We start from the raw sequence: 19,317 nt of genomic DNA, 5'->3' as shown, positions 1-19,317 counted from the left end.
TTAATCAGGAGACATGATGAAAAATTGGAAGATAGGTACTCGCCTCGGCTTTGGCTTTGCGATCGTCCTGCTACTCACGGCAGTGATCAGCGGCATAGGGATCTGGCGCCTGCAAACTGTCGCAGAATCGACGCGGGCGATGATGGAAGAGCCGCTCGCCAAAGAACGCATCATCGATGACTGGTATCGCCTGGTATTTGCCGGCATTCGCAGGACTACTGCGATCGTCAAGAGCAGTGATCCGCAACTGGGTTCCTTTTTCGCGGAAGAGGCGGCCGAAGCTGTCAAGACGGCCGCCGCGCTGAAGCTGAAAATGGAGCCGCTGCTGATCTCTGAAGATGAACTGGCGCATTATAAAAAAACCAATGAAGCAGGAGTCGCCTACCTGGATGCCAGGGCGGCTGTGACCAAGGCCAAGCTGGCCGGAGATAACGAACAGGCAGAGAAATTATTCAATAGCGCGTTCTTGCCGAATTCCAAAAAATATGAAGCCTTGCTGCAGCAATTCCTGGAGCTGCAACGCAAATCCATTGATGAGACGGCCAAAAGAATAGAAGCCACTGCGGCTGCCAGCCGCGTCCTGCTGATAACGCTGACCGTTGCCGCCCTGGCGCTGGCCGTGTTTTGTGCGTGGTGGCTGACCATGGGCATTATCGGTCCGCTCAGGAAGGCTGTGGATTCGGCACAGCGCGTGGCGGACGGAGATCTGACCGGCGACATCCAGGTGATGTCCAGCGACGAAACCGGGCAACTGACACAGGCGCTGAAAGACATGAATAGCAGCCTGGTGCGGATAGTCGGTCAGGTGCGCAGCGGCACGGATACGATAGCTACGGCCTCCGGCGAAATCGCTTCCGGTAATCTGGATCTGTCGTCGCGTACAGAATCACAGGCCAGCTCGCTGGAAGAGACGGCTTCGTCGATGGAGGAACTGACTTCTACTGTAAAAAATAATGCGGATAATGCCCGCCAGGCCAACAAGCTGGCTGAGTCGGCATCCGAAGTGGCTAGCAAAGGCGGCGCCGTGGTTTCTCAGGTGGTGGATACCATGGGCGAAATCAATGAATCGGCCAAGAAAATTGTCGACATCATCAGCGTCATTGACGGCATTGCCTTCCAGACCAATATCCTGGCGCTGAATGCTGCTGTCGAGGCAGCGCGCGCGGGCGAGCAGGGGCGTGGTTTTGCGGTAGTTGCCAGCGAGGTGCGCAACCTGGCGCAACGCTCAGCTGCTGCGGCCAAGGAAATCAAAACCCTGATAGGCAACTCGGTAGAAAAAGTGGAAACAGGTAGCAGGCTGGTAGAGCAAGCCGGTGCGACGATGGATGAAGTGGTGGCCAGCGTCCGGCGTGTAACTGACATCATCAGCGAGATCACTTCGGCCAGCCAGGAGCAAAGTTCAGGCATAGAGCAGGTCAACCAGGCCATCACGCAGATGGATGAAGTGACACAGCAAAATGCCGCGCTGGTTGAACAGGCCGCTGCTGCCGCAGGCAGCTTGCAGGAACAGGCGGCCGAGCTTGCCAATGTGGTCAGTATTTTCAAGCTGGGCAAGAATGAGCAGCTCGCGCTGGCGGGCAACGCGGCAAAAGTGCAGGCTCCTGCCCGCCGTGCCGACGTCAAGGTATTACCCATCAAGGCGCGTGCCGCAACGGCTAAGCTAAAGCAGGCAACAGCGCCAAAGCAGCTTGTCACGGCAGGAAAAGACAAGGATGACTGGGAAGAGTTTTAATGCCTGGAAAAAAACGAGGATCTTCCCCGGCATGAAAAAATAAGACACTGACAAATTCCAGCTCCAAGCTTAGGGCCTGTTAACAATTAAATTAGGAGTGCGAATGGGTCTAAACAGGTGCAGGGCTAGGGTGAAACAGGGGTTTCAGGCGACAAGTCGCCTGCCTGCGTAACGGCACTGGCTTGCAAGCCAGTGTGCGCCCTGCAAGGGTAGTCCGCGCCGCAGTATGAATACTGCCAGCGGGCTGCAACAACGCCCTGCGCCTGTTTAGACCCATTCCCTCCGGGTTCCAAGCAAAACGCGGGCTGGACTGCGTTGCACTCCTTGTTAAGGCACCAGCCTTAACGGCGTTGCGCGCCTTGCCAGCCCGCGTTTTGCTTGGAACGCATCTCCTAATTGAATTGTTAACAGGCCCTAGGCGGTCAACGAAGTATTTTCCGTTGACCGCCTTTGTCCTGTCTGCCACCATCGAGGTCTTGATGATAAAAAGGCCGCCCGATGTCCCGCCGTCCGCCTCTAAGCGATTACCTGCTGTTGCTCCTGCTCGCCACATTGTGGGGTGCGTCTTACACCTTTATCAAACTGGGCCTGGCAACGATTCCGCCGGTAACGCTGATCGCTGCGAGGACGCTGATTGCAGGCAGCCTGCTGCTGGCTTGGATGCGTATCATGGGCGTGCGTATGCCTACCGATAGCCGAGTGCTGAAGCTGTTCGCTTTTCAGGCGCTCATGAACAGCGTCATTCCCTTCACGCTGATCGCATGGGCGGAGCTGCATGTAGATGCGGCACTGGCGACGATCCTGAACTCCACCTCACCGATATTTACCTTCCTGATTACGCTCTGCATCACTCGGCATGAGGCGGTCACGCGACGCAAGCTGATTGGCGTGCTGTCGGGGATCGCCGGCATCGTGCTGGTGATAGGCGTGGAAGCAATGAACAAGCTGGGGCAGAATTTGCTGCCGCAACTGGCTATTGTGCTGGCGACTGTCTGCTATGCGGTTGCGGCGATCTTTGGCAAGAATTTCCAGGGCCTGCATCCGGCTGTGCCCGCTGCCGGCTCCCTGTTGTCCGGCGGGGTTATCCTGCTGCCGCTTAGCCTGCTGGTAGACCACCCCTGGAGCCTGTCGCCATCGCTGTCTTCGGTGGCTGCCTTGCTGGGCCTGTCTGTCGTATCGACCGCGTTTGCCTTTGTATTGTACTTCCGGCTGCTGGCCTCGCTGGGGTCGGTCGGCACGACCAGCCAGGCTTATCTGCGGGTGCCTGTCGGCGTGCTGCTGGGTACGCTGTTTCTTGGCGAGCGCCTGGCGCCGATAGCCTATCTTGGTCTGGTTTTTGTGGTTATTGGAGTCGCTGCAATGGTGATGCCGGCGAAGCCGCGTACCAATGAAGCCTCTGCCTGATTTTCTACGGTTTATTCGGCGGACTGTTATAGGGGCTTACAGGCCCAGCACGGTTTTCACTGTCTCGCAAACACGGTCCACATCTTCCAGTGTCATGTTCACATGCAGGGGCAGCGTCAGTGTTTCATTGGCGATGCGTTCCGCATTCGGGAACTGGCCTTCGCTATACCCCAGGCTGCGGCCCAGTGTTGTCGTATGCAAGGCCTCATAGGAAACGCCGGTGGCGATGCCATGCTGGCGCAGCGCATCGCGCAATTCCTTGCGGCTTGTTTTCAGGTCGGCAAAAGGGAATAGCACGCAGAACATATTCCAGCTTTGACGCGGCATGTCATTCGGCGGCAATACCGCGCCCGGTATTTTGGGAAAATTCTGGAAGTAGCGCTGCACCAGCGATTGGCGTTTTTGCAGGAAACTATCCAGTTGCGGCAATTGGCGCAGGCCTATTGCGGCAGATACATCGGATAGATTGAACTTGCCGCCCGCCGTGACCACGTCGCGGGTATCGTCCGCTAGCCGCGTAATGCCGTGGAAACGCAGGATATCCACTTGCTTCGCTTCCTGCTCGGTATTGACGACGATGGCACCGCCTTCTATCGTCGTCATATTCTTGTTGGGATGGAAGCTGAAGGTGGCGATGTCGCCGAAGCTGCCAATAGCCTGGTCTTTCCAGTATGAGCCTTGCACCAGCGCCGCATCTTCAATCACGCGCAAGCCGTGTTTTTTTGCCAGTGCCAGCAAGGCGTCCATGTCCACCAATGCGCCTGGGAAGTGGGTGGGCATGATGGCCTTGGTTTGCGGCGTTATGGCGGTCTCTACCTGTTGCAGCAAGATATTGCGCGAAGCCAGCTCGCAATCGACAAACACAGGACGTGCGCCGACCTTGACGATCATGTTCATCGTTGAGAAAAAGCTTTGTGCGGAGGTAATGACTTCATCTCCCGGTCCTATGCCGCACACATCCAGCGCCACTTCCATCGCTGCTGTCGCTGAGGTCAGCATCCGTGTCGGGCGCCCGCCAAAACTGGTAGACAGTGCCTGCTCCAGCGCGACGGTCCTGGGGCCGCTGGTGATCCAGTTGGAGCGCAGCACGTCGGCGACGTCTTGTATCGTTGCGTCGTCCAGACAGGGTTGGGCGAAATTGATCATGGGAGGAGTGGTGTTCATGGAAGCTGTCGGTGAAAGATGATTGAGAGATTTTGAGTGGTATCCAGCCGCAGATTTTATCATTCCAGGCTAAAAGTTTTGCCGTCAGCGAAGTTGCCCCACAGGTGCTAATATCATTGCCGCACCCAATCTAGGACCTGTTAACAATTAAATTGGGTGAACCCGGAGGGAATGGCTCTAAACGGGCACATGGCGTTGTTACGCCTCGCTAGCAGTGCTCGCACTGCGTCGCGCGTCGCGCCTAGCCCTGTACCCGTTTAGACTCATTCGCACTCCCAATTTGATTGTTAACAGGCCCTAGGTCGTGCATCATAAAATTTACAGGAGACAGGGAAATGAATTTTAAAGGGACTTCTGCTGTGGTCGCTGCGGCTCTGGTGATGTTCGCCAATCCGCTGTGGGCTCAGGATAACAGCAATGTACGTACAGAATTAAAACGTACCGACCTCACTGGATCGCCGGGCATGGAAGTCATCAGTTCCATCGTCGAATACAAACCTGGCGATGTATCTCCGCGGCATCTGCATCATGGCGTGGAATCCGGTTATGTGCTGCAGGGAGCGATGATACAGATGCCCGGCAAGGACCCGGTCATGATGGCAACGGGAACGCCGATTTTCAACTTGCGCGATGTTGCGCACGGCGGTTACAAGGTGGTGGGCGATACGCCGCTGAGATTGTATACGGTGCATATCGTTGACAAGGGCAAGCCCTTGTATGACGATGCCAAGTAATATTTCTTAGTTTGGCGTTGGCCGGTTCTGTCATTGCCTTGTCATGCAGACCGGCCATAGTGCTTGAAATTTTTTTTTGCTAAAGAAGCGAATTTGCGGAACAAATCACGGCACCCGCAGTCTTACGGGTCTTGAATACGGCAGTGCTGGGATGAAAGATTTCTGTAGGGTTAGGGCCGGGCACAAGTAAAACAGCGCATGTCAATATATTTGACCGGGCTTTGTATAGAAAGCATGTGACGAACCGGTGTGCCGCATGTTATATATGCGCAGAACGTAAAACGATTTAATTTTCCGTGCTTCTCTTTAAAGGAGGTTTGGCTTTCAGGCCGGCAAGGAAAATGTCCACCATCGTTTCCGCATGCAATGCCAGATCATAGTCTTCGGGACTTTCCAGCCATTGGGAGATCAGCCCCATCAGATAGGCGTGATGCGCATGCATCGCCAGCCATATATCGGTATCGGGCGGTAATTGTCCCTGATTGACGGCTGCCTGGAAAATTAGAGTGACTCGATCCAGGCACTCGGCCCGTTTTTCCTGATCCTGGACAAAAAATTCGAGAGCGCTGTTTTTTTCGCAGTGATGGAATAAGATATCAAATACGGCGCGCTGCCGCGTATCGGTGGCGACCAGGTTCAACATGTGTAGTGCCATTTGCCGCAGGGATTGAAGAGGGTCGTTTCCAGGCCCCGCTGCAACTTCGTTCAGCAAAGCTTCCATCGGCATGAAGGCGCGATCGCACATGGCCTTAAACAAATCAATCTTATCCTTGAAGTGCCAGTAGATAGCCCCCCGCGTCATGCCTGCAGCAACGGCGACGTCGGTCAGAGTTGTATTGGTAACACCCTTTTCACGAAACACATTTTCAGCGGCATCCAGCAGGGCAGTGTATGTCTCTTGTGCTTCTTCTTTTGTTTTTCTGGCCAATTTATGTCTCCTCCCGTTTTCCTGGCAACCCGGCATCATTCCCAGATTTTTGGGAAAATTGTTCTTTTTTTAAGTGCAACAAGAAATAGTTCACCGCTTTGATTTACAAACATTCATGAATGTATATAATAGCATACCCTCCGTTTATAGAGAAGAATCCATGCGCGCCTATCAATATCCCTTTTCTGCATCTGCATCCCCTTTAATTACATCCGGCAACACCAAGTCCGGCCTGGCATTGCGTGCATTGGCAGTCAGTGTACCCTTGCTGTTGCTGGCCGCATGCGGCAAACATGATGGCGGCGGCGCTCCGGGTGGCCCTGGCGGCATGCCTCCACCTGAAGTCAGCGTAGTGACGGTACAGCCGCGCAACCTCGCGCTGGGCTTTGAATACGTTGGCCAGACGGCCGGTTTCAAGGAGACCGAAGTGCGTGCGCGCGTTTCCGGCATCCTGGAAAATCGGCTCTATGAAGAAGGCGCCAAGGTTAAAGCTGGTACCGTACTGTTCCAGATCGATCCGGGCACTTACCAGACTCAGCTTGCATCGGCCGAAGCCAATGCAGGTGTAAATGAAGCCAAGCTGAACCAGGCCAAGCGTGAACTGGCCCGTCTGACACCATTGGCAGCCGACAAGGCGATCAGCCAGAAAGAGTTCGACGATGCCAAATCGCTGGCGGAATCCGCCGAAGCTGCCTATAAGCAGTCGCGTGCACAGGTCAATGAAGCCAAGCTGAACCTGGGCTACACCAAGGTGATTGCACCGATAGACGGTATTACCAGCATCGCCAGCAAATCCAACGGCAGCTTGGTTACCGCAAGCGACAGCTTGCTGACCACCATCGTCCAGACAGATCCTATGTATGTCAACTTCAGCGTGACTGAAGCCGACTACCTGAAACTGATCAAGGAAGTGAATGCCGGCAAGGTATCCGTACCGGGCAAGCGTTCGACCAATGGCAGCCTGAACTTTGAAGTCAAGATCAAACTGGCAGATGGCAGCATCTATCCGGTGGCAGGCAAGATGAACTTCGCCAGCGAACGCATCAACCCGGCAAATGGCGGCTTTGATGCCCGCGCACAAATCCCTAACCCGGACGGCGTTCTGCGTCCAGGCCAGTTTGTGCGTGTCATGCTGGCAGGTGCCAACCTGAACAATTCCATCGCTGTGCCGCAACGCGCTGTGATCGATGCGCCTATCGGCAAGATCGTCTTCACCGTCAGCCCTGACAACAAGCTGGCGCCACGCCCTGTGGAGCTGGATGGCTGGACAAATGGCGAGTGGGTTGTTTCCAAAGGCCTGAAAGCCGGCGACCGTGTATTGGTGGAAGGCTTCATCAAGGCGCATGAGCCAGGCATGACAGTCAAACCAGTGCCTTTTGTTGCCACTGCGGCATCTGGCCCGGCAGCCGGCGCACCTGAGGGTGCTCCAGCCGGTGCACCACCGGCTGCCGCTCCGGCAGAAGGTGCTCCAGCAGCCTCTGCAGCATCGACACCAAAAACATCGCCTGACGCTAAAAGCGCCAAAGCAGCACAATAAGCCCCGGCGCTAAGGAACCTCTATGTTTTCTAAATTTTTTATTAACCGCCCGATTTTCGCGACAGTACTGTCGCTGATTATCGTGCTGGCCGGTCTGGCCGCCTTAAGGGTATTGCCGATATCGCGCTACCCGGAAATTTCTCCGCCTGTCGTCAACGTAACCGCCGTTTATCCGGGCGCTTCCGCTGAAGTGGTGGAGCGTACTGTCGCCGCACCGATCGAAGAACAGATCAACGGTGTGGAACACATGCTGTATATGGATTCGGTTTCTTCCGCTGACGGCCGCGTTTCCATCAACGTGACCTTTGAAGTAGGTACTGATCTGGACATCGCTGCGGTGAACGTGAACAACCGCGTTCGCCAGGCAGATGCCAAGCTGCCGCAGGAAGTAAGGCGCCAGGGTGTGACGGTCTCCAAGAGTTCGTCCAACTTCCTGGTCGTCGGTGCGCTGTTTTCACCTGACAACCGCTACGATGCGCTGTACTTGTCCAACTATGCAACGCAAAATATCCTGGATGCAGTAAAACGTATTCCGGGTACGACCAACGTGCAGATTTTCGGTGCAAAAGACTACGCAATGCGTATCTGGATGCGTCCTGACCGCATGGCGCAACTGGGTGTGACGGTAGGCGACATCACCAATGCAGTCAACGAGCAAAATGCGCAATATGCTGCAGGCAAGATCGGTGCTACGCCAAACAATAGCGAAGAACTGACGATGACGGTAACGGCCAAGGGCCGCTTGCTGGAACCGGCTGAATTTGCGAATATCATTGTCAAGACTTCCAAGGGCGGCGCCACTATCCGCATCAAGGACGTTGCCAGGGTAGAGCTGGGTTCCAAGGATTACAACCTGAACGGTCGCGTCAACGGACATCCGTCCGCCAATATCGGTATCTTCCTGCAAACCGGTGCGAATGCGCTGGATGTGCGCAAGGCAGTGGATGTCACCTTCAAGGAATTGCGTGCCAAGTTCCCGGAGGGCATGGACTACACTACGCCTTATGACACGACACCTTTCGTTACCGAATCGATTGCCGAGGTATTGAAAACCCTGGGCGAAGCGATGGTGCTGGTATTTATCGTTGTATACGTGTTCCTGCAAAGCTGGCGCGCGACTATCATTCCTACGCTCGCGGTTCCGGTATCGCTGATTGGTACCCTGGCTGGTTTGCACTTGCTGGGCTACAGTATTAATACTCTGACTTTGTTCGGCATGGTGCTGGCGATTGGTATCGTGGTTGACGATGCGATTGTGGTGCTGGAAAACGTTGAACGCTTGATGAATGAAGAGGGCATGAGCCCGCGCGATGCAGCGATTGAAGCGATGCATGAAGTGACCGGCCCGGTAATTGCGATTGTTCTGGTTCTGGTAGCGGCTTTCGGTCCTATCGCTTTCCTTGGCGGTTTGGCGGGTGAATTGTATCGCCAGTTCTCGGTAACGATTTCCATCGCGGTTGTCCTGTCCGGCATCGTGGCCTTGACCTTGACTCCGGCTTTGTGTGCCGTATTGCTGAAACCGGGCGCAGAGCAACATAACAAGTTCTTCACCTGGTTCAATGGCGCTTTCCTGCGTTTGACAACCCGCTACACCGATGGCGTGACCTTCTTCATGAAACGTGCGTTGCTGGGTGTACTGCTGTTCGTCGGCATGCTGGTGGCAACCGGTTTCCTGTGGAAAATCGTACCGGGCGGCCTGGTGCCGGATGAAGATCAGGGTTACTTCATTGGTGCTGCGATCATGCCGGAAGGTACATCGCTGGAACGTACCGATGACATGGTCAAGAAGGTAGAAGGCATCATGAAAACCAACAAGAACATAGATACGACCTTTGCACTGGTCGGTCTGGACTTCCTGGGTGGTGGCGGTCTGAAATCTTCTGCAGCGACGATGTTCTTCCCGTTGAAACCGTGGGAAGAGCGTAACCAGTCCGCAGCGCAACTGGTGGGTGAAAGCTACGGCAAAACCGGCCATATCAAGGAAGGCTTGCCTCTGTTCTTCTCGCCTCCTGCAATCCAGGGCCTGGGTCAGACCGGCGGCTTCGAGTTCTACCTGCAAAACAAGGGTGAGGGCGGCGTCAAGCGCTTGTCCCAGTTGTTGCCTGCTTTCCTGGCGGAAGCCAACAAGCAGCCTGAACTGGCCGGCGTAAAAACCTTGTTCCAGGCTAATTCGCCACAGTTGTATGTTGACGTGGATAACGAAAAAGCACGTGCCCAAGGCGTGGCCTTGTCCGACATCTATAACACCCTGGCAGCGACGCTGGGTAGCTACTATGTGAACGACTTTAATAAAGCCGGCCGTATTTACACGGTGCAGTTGCAGACGGAGGGCGAGTTCCGCTCCAAGCCTGACGACATCGGCAATATCTATGTCCGTTCAGATTCCGGCAAGATGATACCGGTACGTTCATTCACGACCGTGCGTTTCATCAGTGGTCCTGACTCGGTTGAGCGTTTCAATGCGCTGCCGTCGATCAAACTGTTGGGCGATGCCAAGCCGGGCTATAGCTCTGGCCAGGCCCTGGCAGCGATGGAACGCGTAGCGAACAAGACCTTGCCTTCCGATGTAGGCTACGACTGGGGTGGCGCGTCCTTCCAGGAAAAACGCAGCAGCAGTGCAGGCGGTGTTGCGCTGGCTGCCGGTGTGCTGATGATTTTCCTGATTCTGGCTGCTCAGTATGAAAGATGGTCGTTGCCGTTCTCCATCTTGCTGGCGATGCCTTTCGGTATCTTCGGTGCGCTGTTGGCAGTGACGCTGCGTCACTTTAATAATGACGTGTACTTCCAGATCGGTCTGGTCACCTTGTTGGGCCTGTCGGCGAAAAACGCGATTCTGATCGTTGAGTTTGCTGTGATGAAAACACATGAAGGCTATGCGCCGGTAGCAGCGGCACTGGAAGCGGCCCGCTTGCGCTTCCGCCCGATTCTGATGACTTCGCTGGCCTTTATCCTGGGTGTTGCTCCACTGGCCTTCTCGCATGGTGCGGGTGCCGGTGCGCGTCAATCGCTGGGTACCGGTGTATTCGGCGGCATGCTGGCAGCGACTTTCCTGGCGATCTTCTTCGTTCCGCTGTTCTTCAAGCTGATCTTTGATAAACGCCTGAAAACCACAGAGCTGGACTTTGTGCATCCGGTACACATACCTCAAAGCGTTCAATCCCTTGAGGGTAAGGAATAAGCATATGACATTCTCTACGCCATTTTTAAAATTGCCGTTGACCGTGCTGGCTGCCAGCATGTTGCTGGCGGGCTGTATGTCGGTCGGTCCCGACTACAAGCGGCCTGCACTGGATACTCCGGCAACACTGGGTACGGTTGCGACCTCCAGGCAAACTGCAGCGGTAGATCTGCTGCAGTGGTGGAAGTCCTTCCAGGATCCGGTGTTGAACGGCTTGCTGGACGAAGCCGCAGCCAATAGCCAGGATCTGGTGCTGGCTGCAGGCCGCATCGAGGAAGCACGCGCAGTAGCGGCGGGCACCAATTCCAACAAGTATCCATCGGTAGATGGTTACCTGAATGGTGCCAAGGCGCGGACCAGTGCCAATTCCGGCAAGTTGCCGGCTGGCGCGCCGCTGATCAACCAGGATTACCAACTGGGCCTGACCGCATCCTATGAAGTTGACTTCTGGGGCAAGCTGCGCCGGGCCGATGAAGCAGCGCGTTCACGCCTGTTGTCGCAGGAAGCCAATCGCGGCACGGTGTTGACCACGCTGTATTCCAATGTGGCCCAAAGCTACTTTGCACTGCGTGCCTACGATGCACAGGTAACGCTGGCGCAAACGACCTTGCAGACACGCCAGGAAAACCTGCGCCTGCAACAGAAGCGCTTCTCTGCCGGTTCTATCGGCGAGCTGGATCTGCATCAGGCCGAGTCTGAGGCAGCATCGACTGAAGTCGTGCTGGAGCAAGCTCTGCAAGGGCGGGCGCTGACGGAATCTTCACTGGCAGTGCTGCTGGGCCGTGCGCCTGGCGCGGTGATCAATCCTGTCATTGCACGCGGCACATCGCTGGATGATTTGTATCAGCAACTGGTAGTGCCGGCGGACCTGCCATCCGACCTGATCAACCGCCGTCCAGATATCCTGGCTGCGGAACAATCGCTGGCGGCAGCTAACGCCGATATCGGCCAGGCAAAATCACAGTACTTCCCTACCGTGAAATTGACATCGGGCTATGGCTATGAATCCTCAGCCTTCCATGATCTGGTTGATCCTGCTTCGCTGTTGTGGAACCTTGGTGCCAACCTGGTGCAACCTATCTTCCGTGCCGGCGCCATCGGTGCGGTAGTGCAGGGTGCGGAAGCGCGCAAGAACCAGGCGCTGGCGCAATATGTGCAAACAGTGCAAGGCGCTTTCCGCGACGTGCATGATGCGCTGACGAATATGTCCTCCGATGAAAAGATCATGGACTCGACCACGCGTCGCGTTGCTGCATTGAAGGATAGCCTGCGTCTGGCGCAACTGCGTTACGACAACGGTTACAGCAGCAGCCTGGAAGTGCTGAATGCGCAGCGTGATCTGCTGCAGGCACAATCCAGCCTGATCGACACCAAGCGCGCGCATCTGGCAGCAGTCGTCAGCCTGTACAAGGCTGTCGGCGGTGGTTGGGACAAGCCTGAAAGCCTGGCGGCGAAATAAGCTCCCAGCCTCTGGCTCTAGCCAATAAAAAAGCCGGTTCCTGTTTTGGGAACCGGCTTTTTCTTTATTGCTGCCATATTCAAATTAGTTTGCTTATCGCCTTTGAATCTTGAACTTGCACACTTCCTGGACCATCGCTTCTGCTACAGAATCCAGTACCGGCTTTTCATAGCTCATATTGGTCAAGGCGTCGGAATGGTCGCGCTTGTCGCCAGTGCCGTAATTTCCAGCGTAGATGATTTCCCGGCTGAGACGCATGGTTTTTTCTTCACAATTCACGATGTACATGTCCTGGTAGGACTTCAGTGCCGGGAAAGTCGGATCCCCCTTGTTTTCCCTGGCTTCCTTGAAGTTCCACATCGCCCATACTTCGCGCATGCTGCCTATCTGCCGGATTGAAGCCGCATCGACGCTCATTTCCGTATTATTGTCGGTGTTTAGCACACGCCAATCTGCCGGCCGGCCGCTGGGGCCCACGGCATTCGCCGTTGTTGCCGAGCTGCTTGCACTGGCACTACTTGCCGTGCTGGCAGCAGCGCTGGCGCTGCTCGCTGCCGGTTTAGCTGCGGGTTTGGTTTCCTTGCTTGCAGCGTTGGCAGTATAGGAAACTGCGGGAACTGCGATAGCAGCGATCAGTGCGATGGCGAGTATTGATTTCTTCATATGCAATTCTGTTTAAAAAAATTTAGACGAATATAGCAGGCCTGAGTTCCAGTTGCAGGATTAATTGGTGTAAGCAAGTGTAAAAAAGCCACTTCTGTAGCCCTGCCTTCATTCCTGAATGATTTCCCGCTGTTGCATCAGGAGCGCTTCGCGCCGCGCCGCGCTGGCCCGGACGAAGATGATTTTCAAGGCCGCAATCACGGGCACCGACAGGAAGATGCCGACTACGCCGCCCAACTGATCACCAGCCAGCAAGCCTATTATCACCAGCAAGGGGCTGACCTCGACGCCTTCGCTCATCAATATCGGGTTCAGCACATAGTCCTGGAACATGCGGTAAGCAAAGATAAAACCGAGCAGCCACAGCAGGTGTGGATAGCCGCTGAAGGCAGACACCGCCAGCGCGATGGCGACTGCTGCCAGCGGTCCGGCAAACGGGATGAATTCCAGTACCGCGGCGATGCCCGCCAGCAGCAGGGGATAAGGCACACCCAGGACTGAAAAAGCGATGCCATAGCTGATAAGCGTCGCAATCGACAACAGCAGCAATGCCCGTACATACTTGGACAACAGCACATCCATATCCTTGATGATGCCGGACCACATGCGCTGGTTCGCATGGTTCAGCCAGGACAGCAGTTCTTCACGGATGGAAGGCGCTTCCTTGATCAGTAAAAAGCTCAACACCGGCACCAGGATCAGGTAGATCAGATTGCTGGCCGCATGCATGACGCTGAGGCCGAAATTGCGCGCCAGCGGCATCGCCTGATCGGCATTGCTTTGCACCTGGCTGCTGATGAAGTCCAGTACGCGCTGGCGCAGAGGCTCCATGAAGTCCGGCAGGGGGATGCGGTCTGAGACGTTCTTTGCATCCAGCAGCGCGGGGATTTGCTGACTCAGCTTGATTGCCTGGTCCTGGATTTGCGCGCCGAAGATAGAGCCTGCAACGCTGACAATCACGATCACCAGCACAAACACCAGTGCAATGGAAGCCGTGCGCGAAACCCGTGCCGGCCGATAGCGTTCCACCAGTTGTATCAGCGGGTAGACCAGATAGCTGAAGAAAATGGAGAACACGACTACCAGCAAGGTAGACGAAATCATGTAAGTGACGAACAGCAGGAAGGCGACCAGGAATACCGTCCATGTGATCTTGGCAACGCGAATATCGAAACCGAGCATATTTCTTCCTGAGAGTGATTGTTATGATTTCATCCATGAACTGGATATGCCTGCATCTTACCGCATGCAGCGCACAAATCTTGTGTGCCAGCTAACGCAGTGCAAGCAGGAAATAGAGTCAATTATTAGAATTTACTATTGTTGCGATTTGGAAATTATTATATTGACAATTTTATTTTGAGCTGGCAAAATGTCAATTGTCATTCAGTCCACTGTGAACTGAAACATTTGGGTTTGAAAATAAAAAATGGCCATATTACCAACAGCAACAAGAGTTTTTGCTTTCAGTCTGCTTTTGCTGGCGGGTTGCGCCAGCAATGTGACCTACGCACCTTCAAATTTTGCTCCGCTTGCGTCCGATGCTTCCCCGCACGTGATTAAGCTCGATAAGCAGGTAGAAATACGGCTACCCACGGGTTATACGCGCACATTGAAGGCAGGAAGCCAATGGCGCTTTGCGGGCACAGTAGCGCAAGGCGACGTGTATCGCGCTTATCAGGATGTATTTACGCTCGAAGGAGCACATGTACATGAGGCCTATCTGGTGGTCGCCAGCGACTATCTGACGGGTTTTTATTTGCCGGTCGAGCACGGTTTTTCGCCGTTGGACCAAAAAATTTCATTCACCTTTCATCAATAGGAATAACCAATGCGTTTCATGAAACTCGCAACAGTATTGAGCATAGCAATCGCCTTGACAGGCTGTGCTTCAGGCGTCAAGCACAAAGATATGGAATCGAGTATTCCCGCATTGCAGGCTGATAAGGGCCGTATTTATTTCTTCCGTAGTTCCAGCATGTTCGGCGCGGCGATACAGCCTTCGATTACGCTGGATGGGCAAAAGGTAGGTGATTCCAAGCCGGGCGGATTTTTCTTCGTCGATAGCAATATCGGCAATCATGAAGTCGCCACCAGTACAGAAGTGGAAAAAAAGCTGACCTTTACCCTGGAAAAAGGCGAAGTCAAATATGTGAAAACCAGCCCTAGCTTCGGCATCATGGTTGGCCGTATCATCCCTGAATTGGCCAACGCCGAAGAGGCGAAAAAAGAATTGCCAGACCTGAGCTACACTGGCACGGCTACTACGAAATAAACGCTAATTTCGCTCTGGAATACAAATAACGGGAGGCTTTAGGCCTCCCGTTTTATTTTGTCGTGTGCGGTTGCGCTGCCGCTTGTACCTGCCTATGCCTGCTTATACCTGCCTATACCTGGTTTTTTTGCTGCCTTGATCTGTAGCGCGATTTTCGCCTAATTCTTTGATGATCATGTCCTGCATAGCCTGTGCCGCAATGGACAGGCTCTCGCTCTTGCGCTTGACGATCAGGATAGGGCGGACAAGCCCTTCGGTTTCTACCGGTATCGCGACCAGATTCAACTGGCGGAATTGGAACAAGGTAAGCTCCGGTACCAGCGACACTCCCAGTCCTTGCTCCACCAGGCCTGCCACCGTGGCCAGATGCTCCGCTTCCAGACCGGTATGGATGGTAGCTACATCTGCCAGCAGCTTGTCCACGTGCTGTCGGACGCTGGTGGAGCGCGCCAGGTGTATCAGCTCGCAACCCGCCAGGTCACTCAGTTGGATGCGGCGTTTCTTCGCCAGCTTGTGGTCTCGCCGGCAAACCAGGTAAAACGGGTCGCTGCACAAGGTGCTGGCTTCAAATTCCTGCACGTTTGGCCCGGGCGCGGTGAGCGCCAGATCGGCCTTGCCCTGCCTGAGCAAAGCCAGGCATTGGTCTGATAGTACGTCATGCAAGGTGACAGTGACGCCGGGGAAGAGTTTCTTGTAAGCGGCGATCACAGCCGGCAGACCATTTGCCGCCAGCGATGGCAGCGCCGCGATGGCAACCCTGCCGCGACGTTTTTCCACATACTCTGTCATATCGGCAAAGGCTGATTCTATCTCCGCGATCAGGGAGCGCGCCACGTCGGCAAACAGCTTGCCCTCCGGCGTCAGCGTGACGTTGCGCGTATCGCGTTCAAACAGGCGCGCACCTACTGCAGCCTCCAGTTTCTGGATCATCACGCTGAAAGCGGATTGCGACACATGGCAGCGCTCTGCAGCACGGGTGAAGTGCTTCAGTTCATCCAGTGCCAGGAAGGCGTATAGCAGGCGGGTGGAGATATTTGCGCTCATCTAGATTCATCTGAAAAACAGATTAATTTATCGTAAATTACCATTTTACTAAATTAATTGACTGGCCCAGAATAAATTACCGCTGCAAATATTCAACAAAGTGGCGGACAAAAAAACAACCAGGAGACAAGAATGCTGGCTTTACTCGGCTTTATCACGATCGTCGTGCTGCTGGCGGCGATACTTACCAAAAAAATGTCGCCGCTGGTGGCATTGATTGCCATCCCCATCCTTGCCGCGCTGATAGGCGGTTTCGGCATGGAAACCTCAAAATTCATTGTTGCCGGCATCACCAGCATTGCGCCAGTGGCAGGCATGTTTGTGTTTGCTATCCTGTTTTTCGGCATTGTCACCGATGCCGGCATGCTGGATCCGGTCATCAGTGGCATCTTGCGCATAGTCGGCAGCCGGCCCACGCGCATCGTACCCGGCACGGCTTTGCTGGCGCTGCTGATCCACCTGGATGGCTCCGGAGCAGTCACCTTCCTGGTGACGATACCGGCGATGCTGCCGCTGTACACACGTCTGGGCATAGACAAAAGGGTTCTGGCTTGCGTAGCCTCGCTGGCAGCCGGTGTCAATTTCCTGCCTTGGACCGGGCCGATGATAAGGGCTTCGGCCGCGCTGCATATTCCGGTCAGTGACATCTTTATGCCGCTGATACCGGTGCAGGTGGTTGGCCTGATCTTTGTCTTCACGGTGTCTTATCTGCTGGGCCGCAAGGAAGAGATCAGGCTGGGCCTGACCAAGGGCGCGCCGCAAGGTTTCTCGCATAGCCATGAGCTGACAGAGGAGCAGAAATCCATACGCCGGCCCAAAAATTTCTGGATCAATATCGTACTGACGGTGTTCGTACTGGGCACCATGATCAGCGGCAAGATCGATCCTGTCGTGATGTTCATGATAGGCGTGGTGCTGGCGTTGATGATCAACTATCCGAATGTAGACATGCAGCGCGCTCGTGTCGATGCGCATGCGAAGGCGGCCTTGCTGATGGCAGGCATCCTGTTTGCGGCCGGTGTATTTACCGGCATCATGAGCAAATCCGGCATGCTGACCGCGATGGCGAAGACTGCGGTGGCCTTCGTGCCGCCGGAAATGGCTTCGCACATTCCTTTTGCATTGGGTTTGCTGTCGATGCCGCTGTCGCTGCTGTTCGATCCGGATTCGTTTTACTTCGGTGTGCTGCCGGTCGTGGCTGAGGTCAGCAAGATACTCGGTGTGCAACCGATACAAGTGGCGCAGGCGGCATTGCTGGGGCAGATGACGACCGGCTTTCCGGTCAGTCCGCTGACGCCCGCAACTTTCCTGGTTGCCGGGCTGGCCGGCATAGAATTGGCCGACCATCAGAAGTACACATTTAAATACTTGTTTGGCGCATCGATCGTGATGACCATCACTTGCGTGCTGCTGGGAATTTTCCCTATCTAGCGGATGCGGTGCAGGTAAAGAAATAGACGCTGGAAGGAGTTGCAATGAAACATATCAAAATTGGCGCAGGTGCCGGTTATTCAGGCGACCGCATAGAACCGGCGATAGAGTTGGCAGAGAAAGGGGATATCGACTACCTGATCTTTGAATGTCTGGCCGAACGCACGATTGCAGTTGCGCAGCAAAGCAAAATGAAAAATCCCGAGCTTGGCTACGACCCCTTGCTGGAAGACCGCATGCACGCGGTGTTGCGCCTGTGCAGTGAAAAGGGGATACGCATCATCACTAATATGGGCGCGGCCCATCCTCTTGCTGCTGCGGCCAAGGTGCGTGAAATCGCCGCTGCGCTGGGTTTGACCGGGCTGAAGGTAGCAGCAGTCGGTGGCGATGATGTGTTGCAGCAGGTGATGCAGGGAGACTACCTTGACGACAACGGCAGTCCGGTCAGCGCGCTGGGCAGCAAGCTGTTGTCCGCCAACGCCTACTTGGGCGCGCAGCCCCTGGTCGACGCATTGGCGCAAGGTGCGGACGTTGTTATTACCGGCAGGGTAGCGGATCCGGCACTGGTGCTGGCGCCCTTGATCCATGAATTTGGCTGGGCCATGGATGATTGGCACAGGCTGGGGCAGGGCACGCTGGTAGGGCATTTGCTGGAATGCGCAGGACAGATTACCGGCGGTTATTTTGCCGATCCCGGTTTCAAGGATGTGGCTAATCTCGCCAGGCTGGGTTTTCCTCTGGCCGAAGTTGCAGAGGATGGCAGCGCGGTGATTACCAAGGTGGCAGGATCCGGCGGGCTGGTCAGCCTGGCCACCTGCAAGGAGCAATTGCTGTACGAAATCCACGACCCCAGCGCCTATATGACGCCGGATGTTGTTGCAGATTTCAGCCAGGTCAGCATGGAGCAGCTAGGCCCGGATCGGGTACGTGTCAGCGGCGCCAGCGGCCGCGCCAGGCCGGATGCACTGAAGGTATCGCTGGGCTACGTCGATAGCTATATCGGCGAAGGGCAGATATCGTATGCCGGCCCCGGTGCGCTGACGCGAGCACAGTTGGCCCTGGACATTGTCGAGCAGCGTTTGCAACTGGTTGGTCAAAGGCTGGGTGAGTCACTGGATGAGTTGCGCAGTGAGCTGATAGGCGTCAATGCTATCCATGGCCGGAATTTATCGGATGCCGCTGGCGCCGCGGAGCCGTATGAAGTGCGGCTGCGGGTAGCAGGGCGTTCTTCAACATTGCAGGCGGCGCGGCGCGTCGGTAATGAGGTTGAGGCTTTGTATACCTGCGGCCCGGCTGGCGGGGGCGGCGCTACAAAATCGGCGAAAGACGTGGTTGCTGTGCTGTCCACTTATCTGCCGCGCGGGCAGGTCAAGCCGACAATCCAGATACTGGAGGCATAAAATGAAATTACGAGAACTGGCCCACTCCCGTGCTGGTGACAAAGGGGATATCTCGAACATCTCCGTCATCGCTTACGACAGCAAGGACTTCGCATTGCTGGAAAGTTTTCTGACACCTGCGCGCGTCAAACTGCACTTCGCCGGTGTTGCGCAGGGTGAGGTCAGGCGCTACAGCCTGCCTGCGCTGGGTGCATTGAACTTTGTGATGGAGAAAGCGCTGGGCGGAGGAGTGACGCGCTCGCTGGCACTGGATGCGCATGGCAAATGCCTGAGCTCGGCGATACTGGATATAGAGCTGCCGGAACCGCCTGAATCGCCTTAAAGCGCAGTGGAAGAAAAATGGTGTAAAGTAAGTCATTGACCTAAGC

Annotated in this window: 16 protein-coding genes; 11 read left to right on the top strand and 5 right to left on the bottom strand. The window is 55.2% G+C overall.

The features are described from left to right. Positions 1-16 precede the first annotated feature (16 nt). Entirely contained in the window at positions 17-1,732 is a 1,716-nt protein-coding gene (locus tag IEW12_RS07440) for a methyl-accepting chemotaxis protein (RefSeq protein ID WP_188565707.1), read from the top strand. Between the two features lie 498 nt (positions 1,733-2,230). After that, positions 2,231-3,136 carry a DMT family transporter gene (locus tag IEW12_RS07435; RefSeq protein WP_188565284.1) on the top strand — a complete coding sequence of 302 codons (906 nt, stop codon included), beginning with the start codon at positions 2,231-2,233 and terminating at the stop codon, positions 3,134-3,136. A 36-nt stretch (positions 3,137-3,172) separates the two neighbouring features. On the opposite strand, the gene IEW12_RS07430 is transcribed toward IEW12_RS07435, so the two are convergent. Beyond that, positions 3,173-4,300: a DegT/DnrJ/EryC1/StrS family aminotransferase gene (locus IEW12_RS07430; RefSeq protein ID WP_229750974.1), complete on the bottom strand. Its 1,128-nt coding sequence runs from the start codon at positions 4,298-4,300 to the stop codon at positions 3,173-3,175. Positions 4,301-4,635: 335 nt separating this feature from the next. Here IEW12_RS07430 and IEW12_RS07425 point away from each other — a divergent pair, with 335 nt between their 5' ends. After that, on the top strand, positions 4,636-5,034 hold the full coding sequence (locus IEW12_RS07425) for a cupin domain-containing protein (RefSeq protein ID WP_229750973.1): 399 nt from the start codon (positions 4,636-4,638) through the stop codon (positions 5,032-5,034). A 286-nt stretch (positions 5,035-5,320) separates the two neighbouring features. On the opposite strand, the gene IEW12_RS07420 is transcribed toward IEW12_RS07425, so the two are convergent. Further along, positions 5,321-5,962: a TetR family transcriptional regulator gene (locus IEW12_RS07420; RefSeq protein ID WP_188565283.1), complete on the bottom strand. Its 642-nt coding sequence runs from the start codon at positions 5,960-5,962 to the stop codon at positions 5,321-5,323. Positions 5,963-6,122: 160 nt separating this feature from the next. On the opposite strand from IEW12_RS07420, the gene IEW12_RS07415 reads away from it, so the two are divergent. Genes IEW12_RS07415 through IEW12_RS07405 form a run of 3 tightly spaced genes read left to right on the top strand, consistent with a single transcriptional unit; the run spans position 6,123 to position 12,136 of the window. Continuing rightward, a complete protein-coding gene (locus IEW12_RS07415; RefSeq protein ID WP_188565282.1) occupies positions 6,123-7,499 on the top strand; it encodes an efflux RND transporter periplasmic adaptor subunit in 1,377 nt (458 codons plus the stop codon). Positions 7,500-7,521: 22 nt separating this feature from the next. Next, positions 7,522-10,677: an efflux RND transporter permease subunit gene (locus tag IEW12_RS07410; RefSeq protein WP_188565281.1), complete on the top strand. Its 3,156-nt coding sequence runs from the start codon at positions 7,522-7,524 to the stop codon at positions 10,675-10,677. 4 nt (positions 10,678-10,681) lie between these two features. Continuing rightward, entirely contained in the window at positions 10,682-12,136 is a 1,455-nt protein-coding gene (locus tag IEW12_RS07405; RefSeq protein WP_188565280.1) for an efflux transporter outer membrane subunit, read from the top strand. Between the two features lie 93 nt (positions 12,137-12,229). Here IEW12_RS07405 and IEW12_RS07400 read toward each other — a convergent pair whose 3' ends face one another. Both IEW12_RS07400 and IEW12_RS07395 read right to left on the bottom strand, forming a co-directional pair. Beyond that, positions 12,230-12,799, bottom strand: coding sequence for a surface-adhesin E family protein (locus IEW12_RS07400; protein ID WP_188565279.1), 570 nt, complete (start codon positions 12,797-12,799; stop codon positions 12,230-12,232). Positions 12,800-12,907: 108 nt separating this feature from the next. Beyond that, complete coding sequence (locus IEW12_RS07395) at positions 12,908-13,981, bottom strand: AI-2E family transporter (RefSeq protein WP_188565278.1); 1,074 nt, start codon at positions 13,979-13,981, stop codon at positions 12,908-12,910. Between the two features lie 247 nt (positions 13,982-14,228). On the opposite strand from IEW12_RS07395, the gene IEW12_RS07390 reads away from it, so the two are divergent. Both IEW12_RS07390 and IEW12_RS07385 read left to right on the top strand, forming a co-directional pair. Then, entirely contained in the window at positions 14,229-14,621 is a 393-nt protein-coding gene (locus tag IEW12_RS07390; RefSeq protein ID WP_188565277.1) for a hypothetical protein, read from the top strand. A gap of 18 nt (positions 14,622-14,639) precedes the next feature. Then, on the top strand, positions 14,640-15,074 hold the full coding sequence (locus tag IEW12_RS07385; RefSeq protein WP_229750972.1) for a DUF2846 domain-containing protein: 435 nt from the start codon (positions 14,640-14,642) through the stop codon (positions 15,072-15,074). 102 nt (positions 15,075-15,176) lie between these two features. On the opposite strand, the gene IEW12_RS07380 is transcribed toward IEW12_RS07385, so the two are convergent. Then, complete coding sequence (locus tag IEW12_RS07380; RefSeq protein WP_188565275.1) at positions 15,177-16,118, bottom strand: LysR family transcriptional regulator; 942 nt, start codon at positions 16,116-16,118, stop codon at positions 15,177-15,179. A gap of 132 nt (positions 16,119-16,250) precedes the next feature. On the opposite strand from IEW12_RS07380, the gene IEW12_RS07375 reads away from it, so the two are divergent. Genes IEW12_RS07375 through IEW12_RS07365 form a run of 3 tightly spaced genes read left to right on the top strand, consistent with a single transcriptional unit; the run spans position 16,251 to position 19,271 of the window. Beyond that, entirely contained in the window at positions 16,251-17,549 is a 1,299-nt protein-coding gene (locus IEW12_RS07375; protein WP_188565274.1) for a CitMHS family transporter, read from the top strand. Between the two features lie 44 nt (positions 17,550-17,593). Next, on the top strand, positions 17,594-18,949 hold the full coding sequence (locus IEW12_RS07370) for an acyclic terpene utilization AtuA family protein (RefSeq protein ID WP_188565273.1): 1,356 nt from the start codon (positions 17,594-17,596) through the stop codon (positions 18,947-18,949). A gap of 1 nt (position 18,950) precedes the next feature. Then, positions 18,951-19,271 (top strand): AtuA-related protein, encoded by a 321-nt coding sequence (locus IEW12_RS07365; protein WP_188565272.1) that lies wholly within the window; start codon positions 18,951-18,953, stop codon positions 19,269-19,271. Positions 19,272-19,317: the final 46 nt, after the last annotated feature.

Source organism: Parundibacterium terreum (assembly GCF_014636315.1).
GTDB lineage: Bacteria > Pseudomonadota > Gammaproteobacteria > Burkholderiales > Burkholderiaceae_D > Undibacterium > Undibacterium terreum.
The sequence above is the reverse complement of the archived record's forward strand: the minus strand, read 5'-3'. Positions and strand labels throughout refer to the sequence as shown.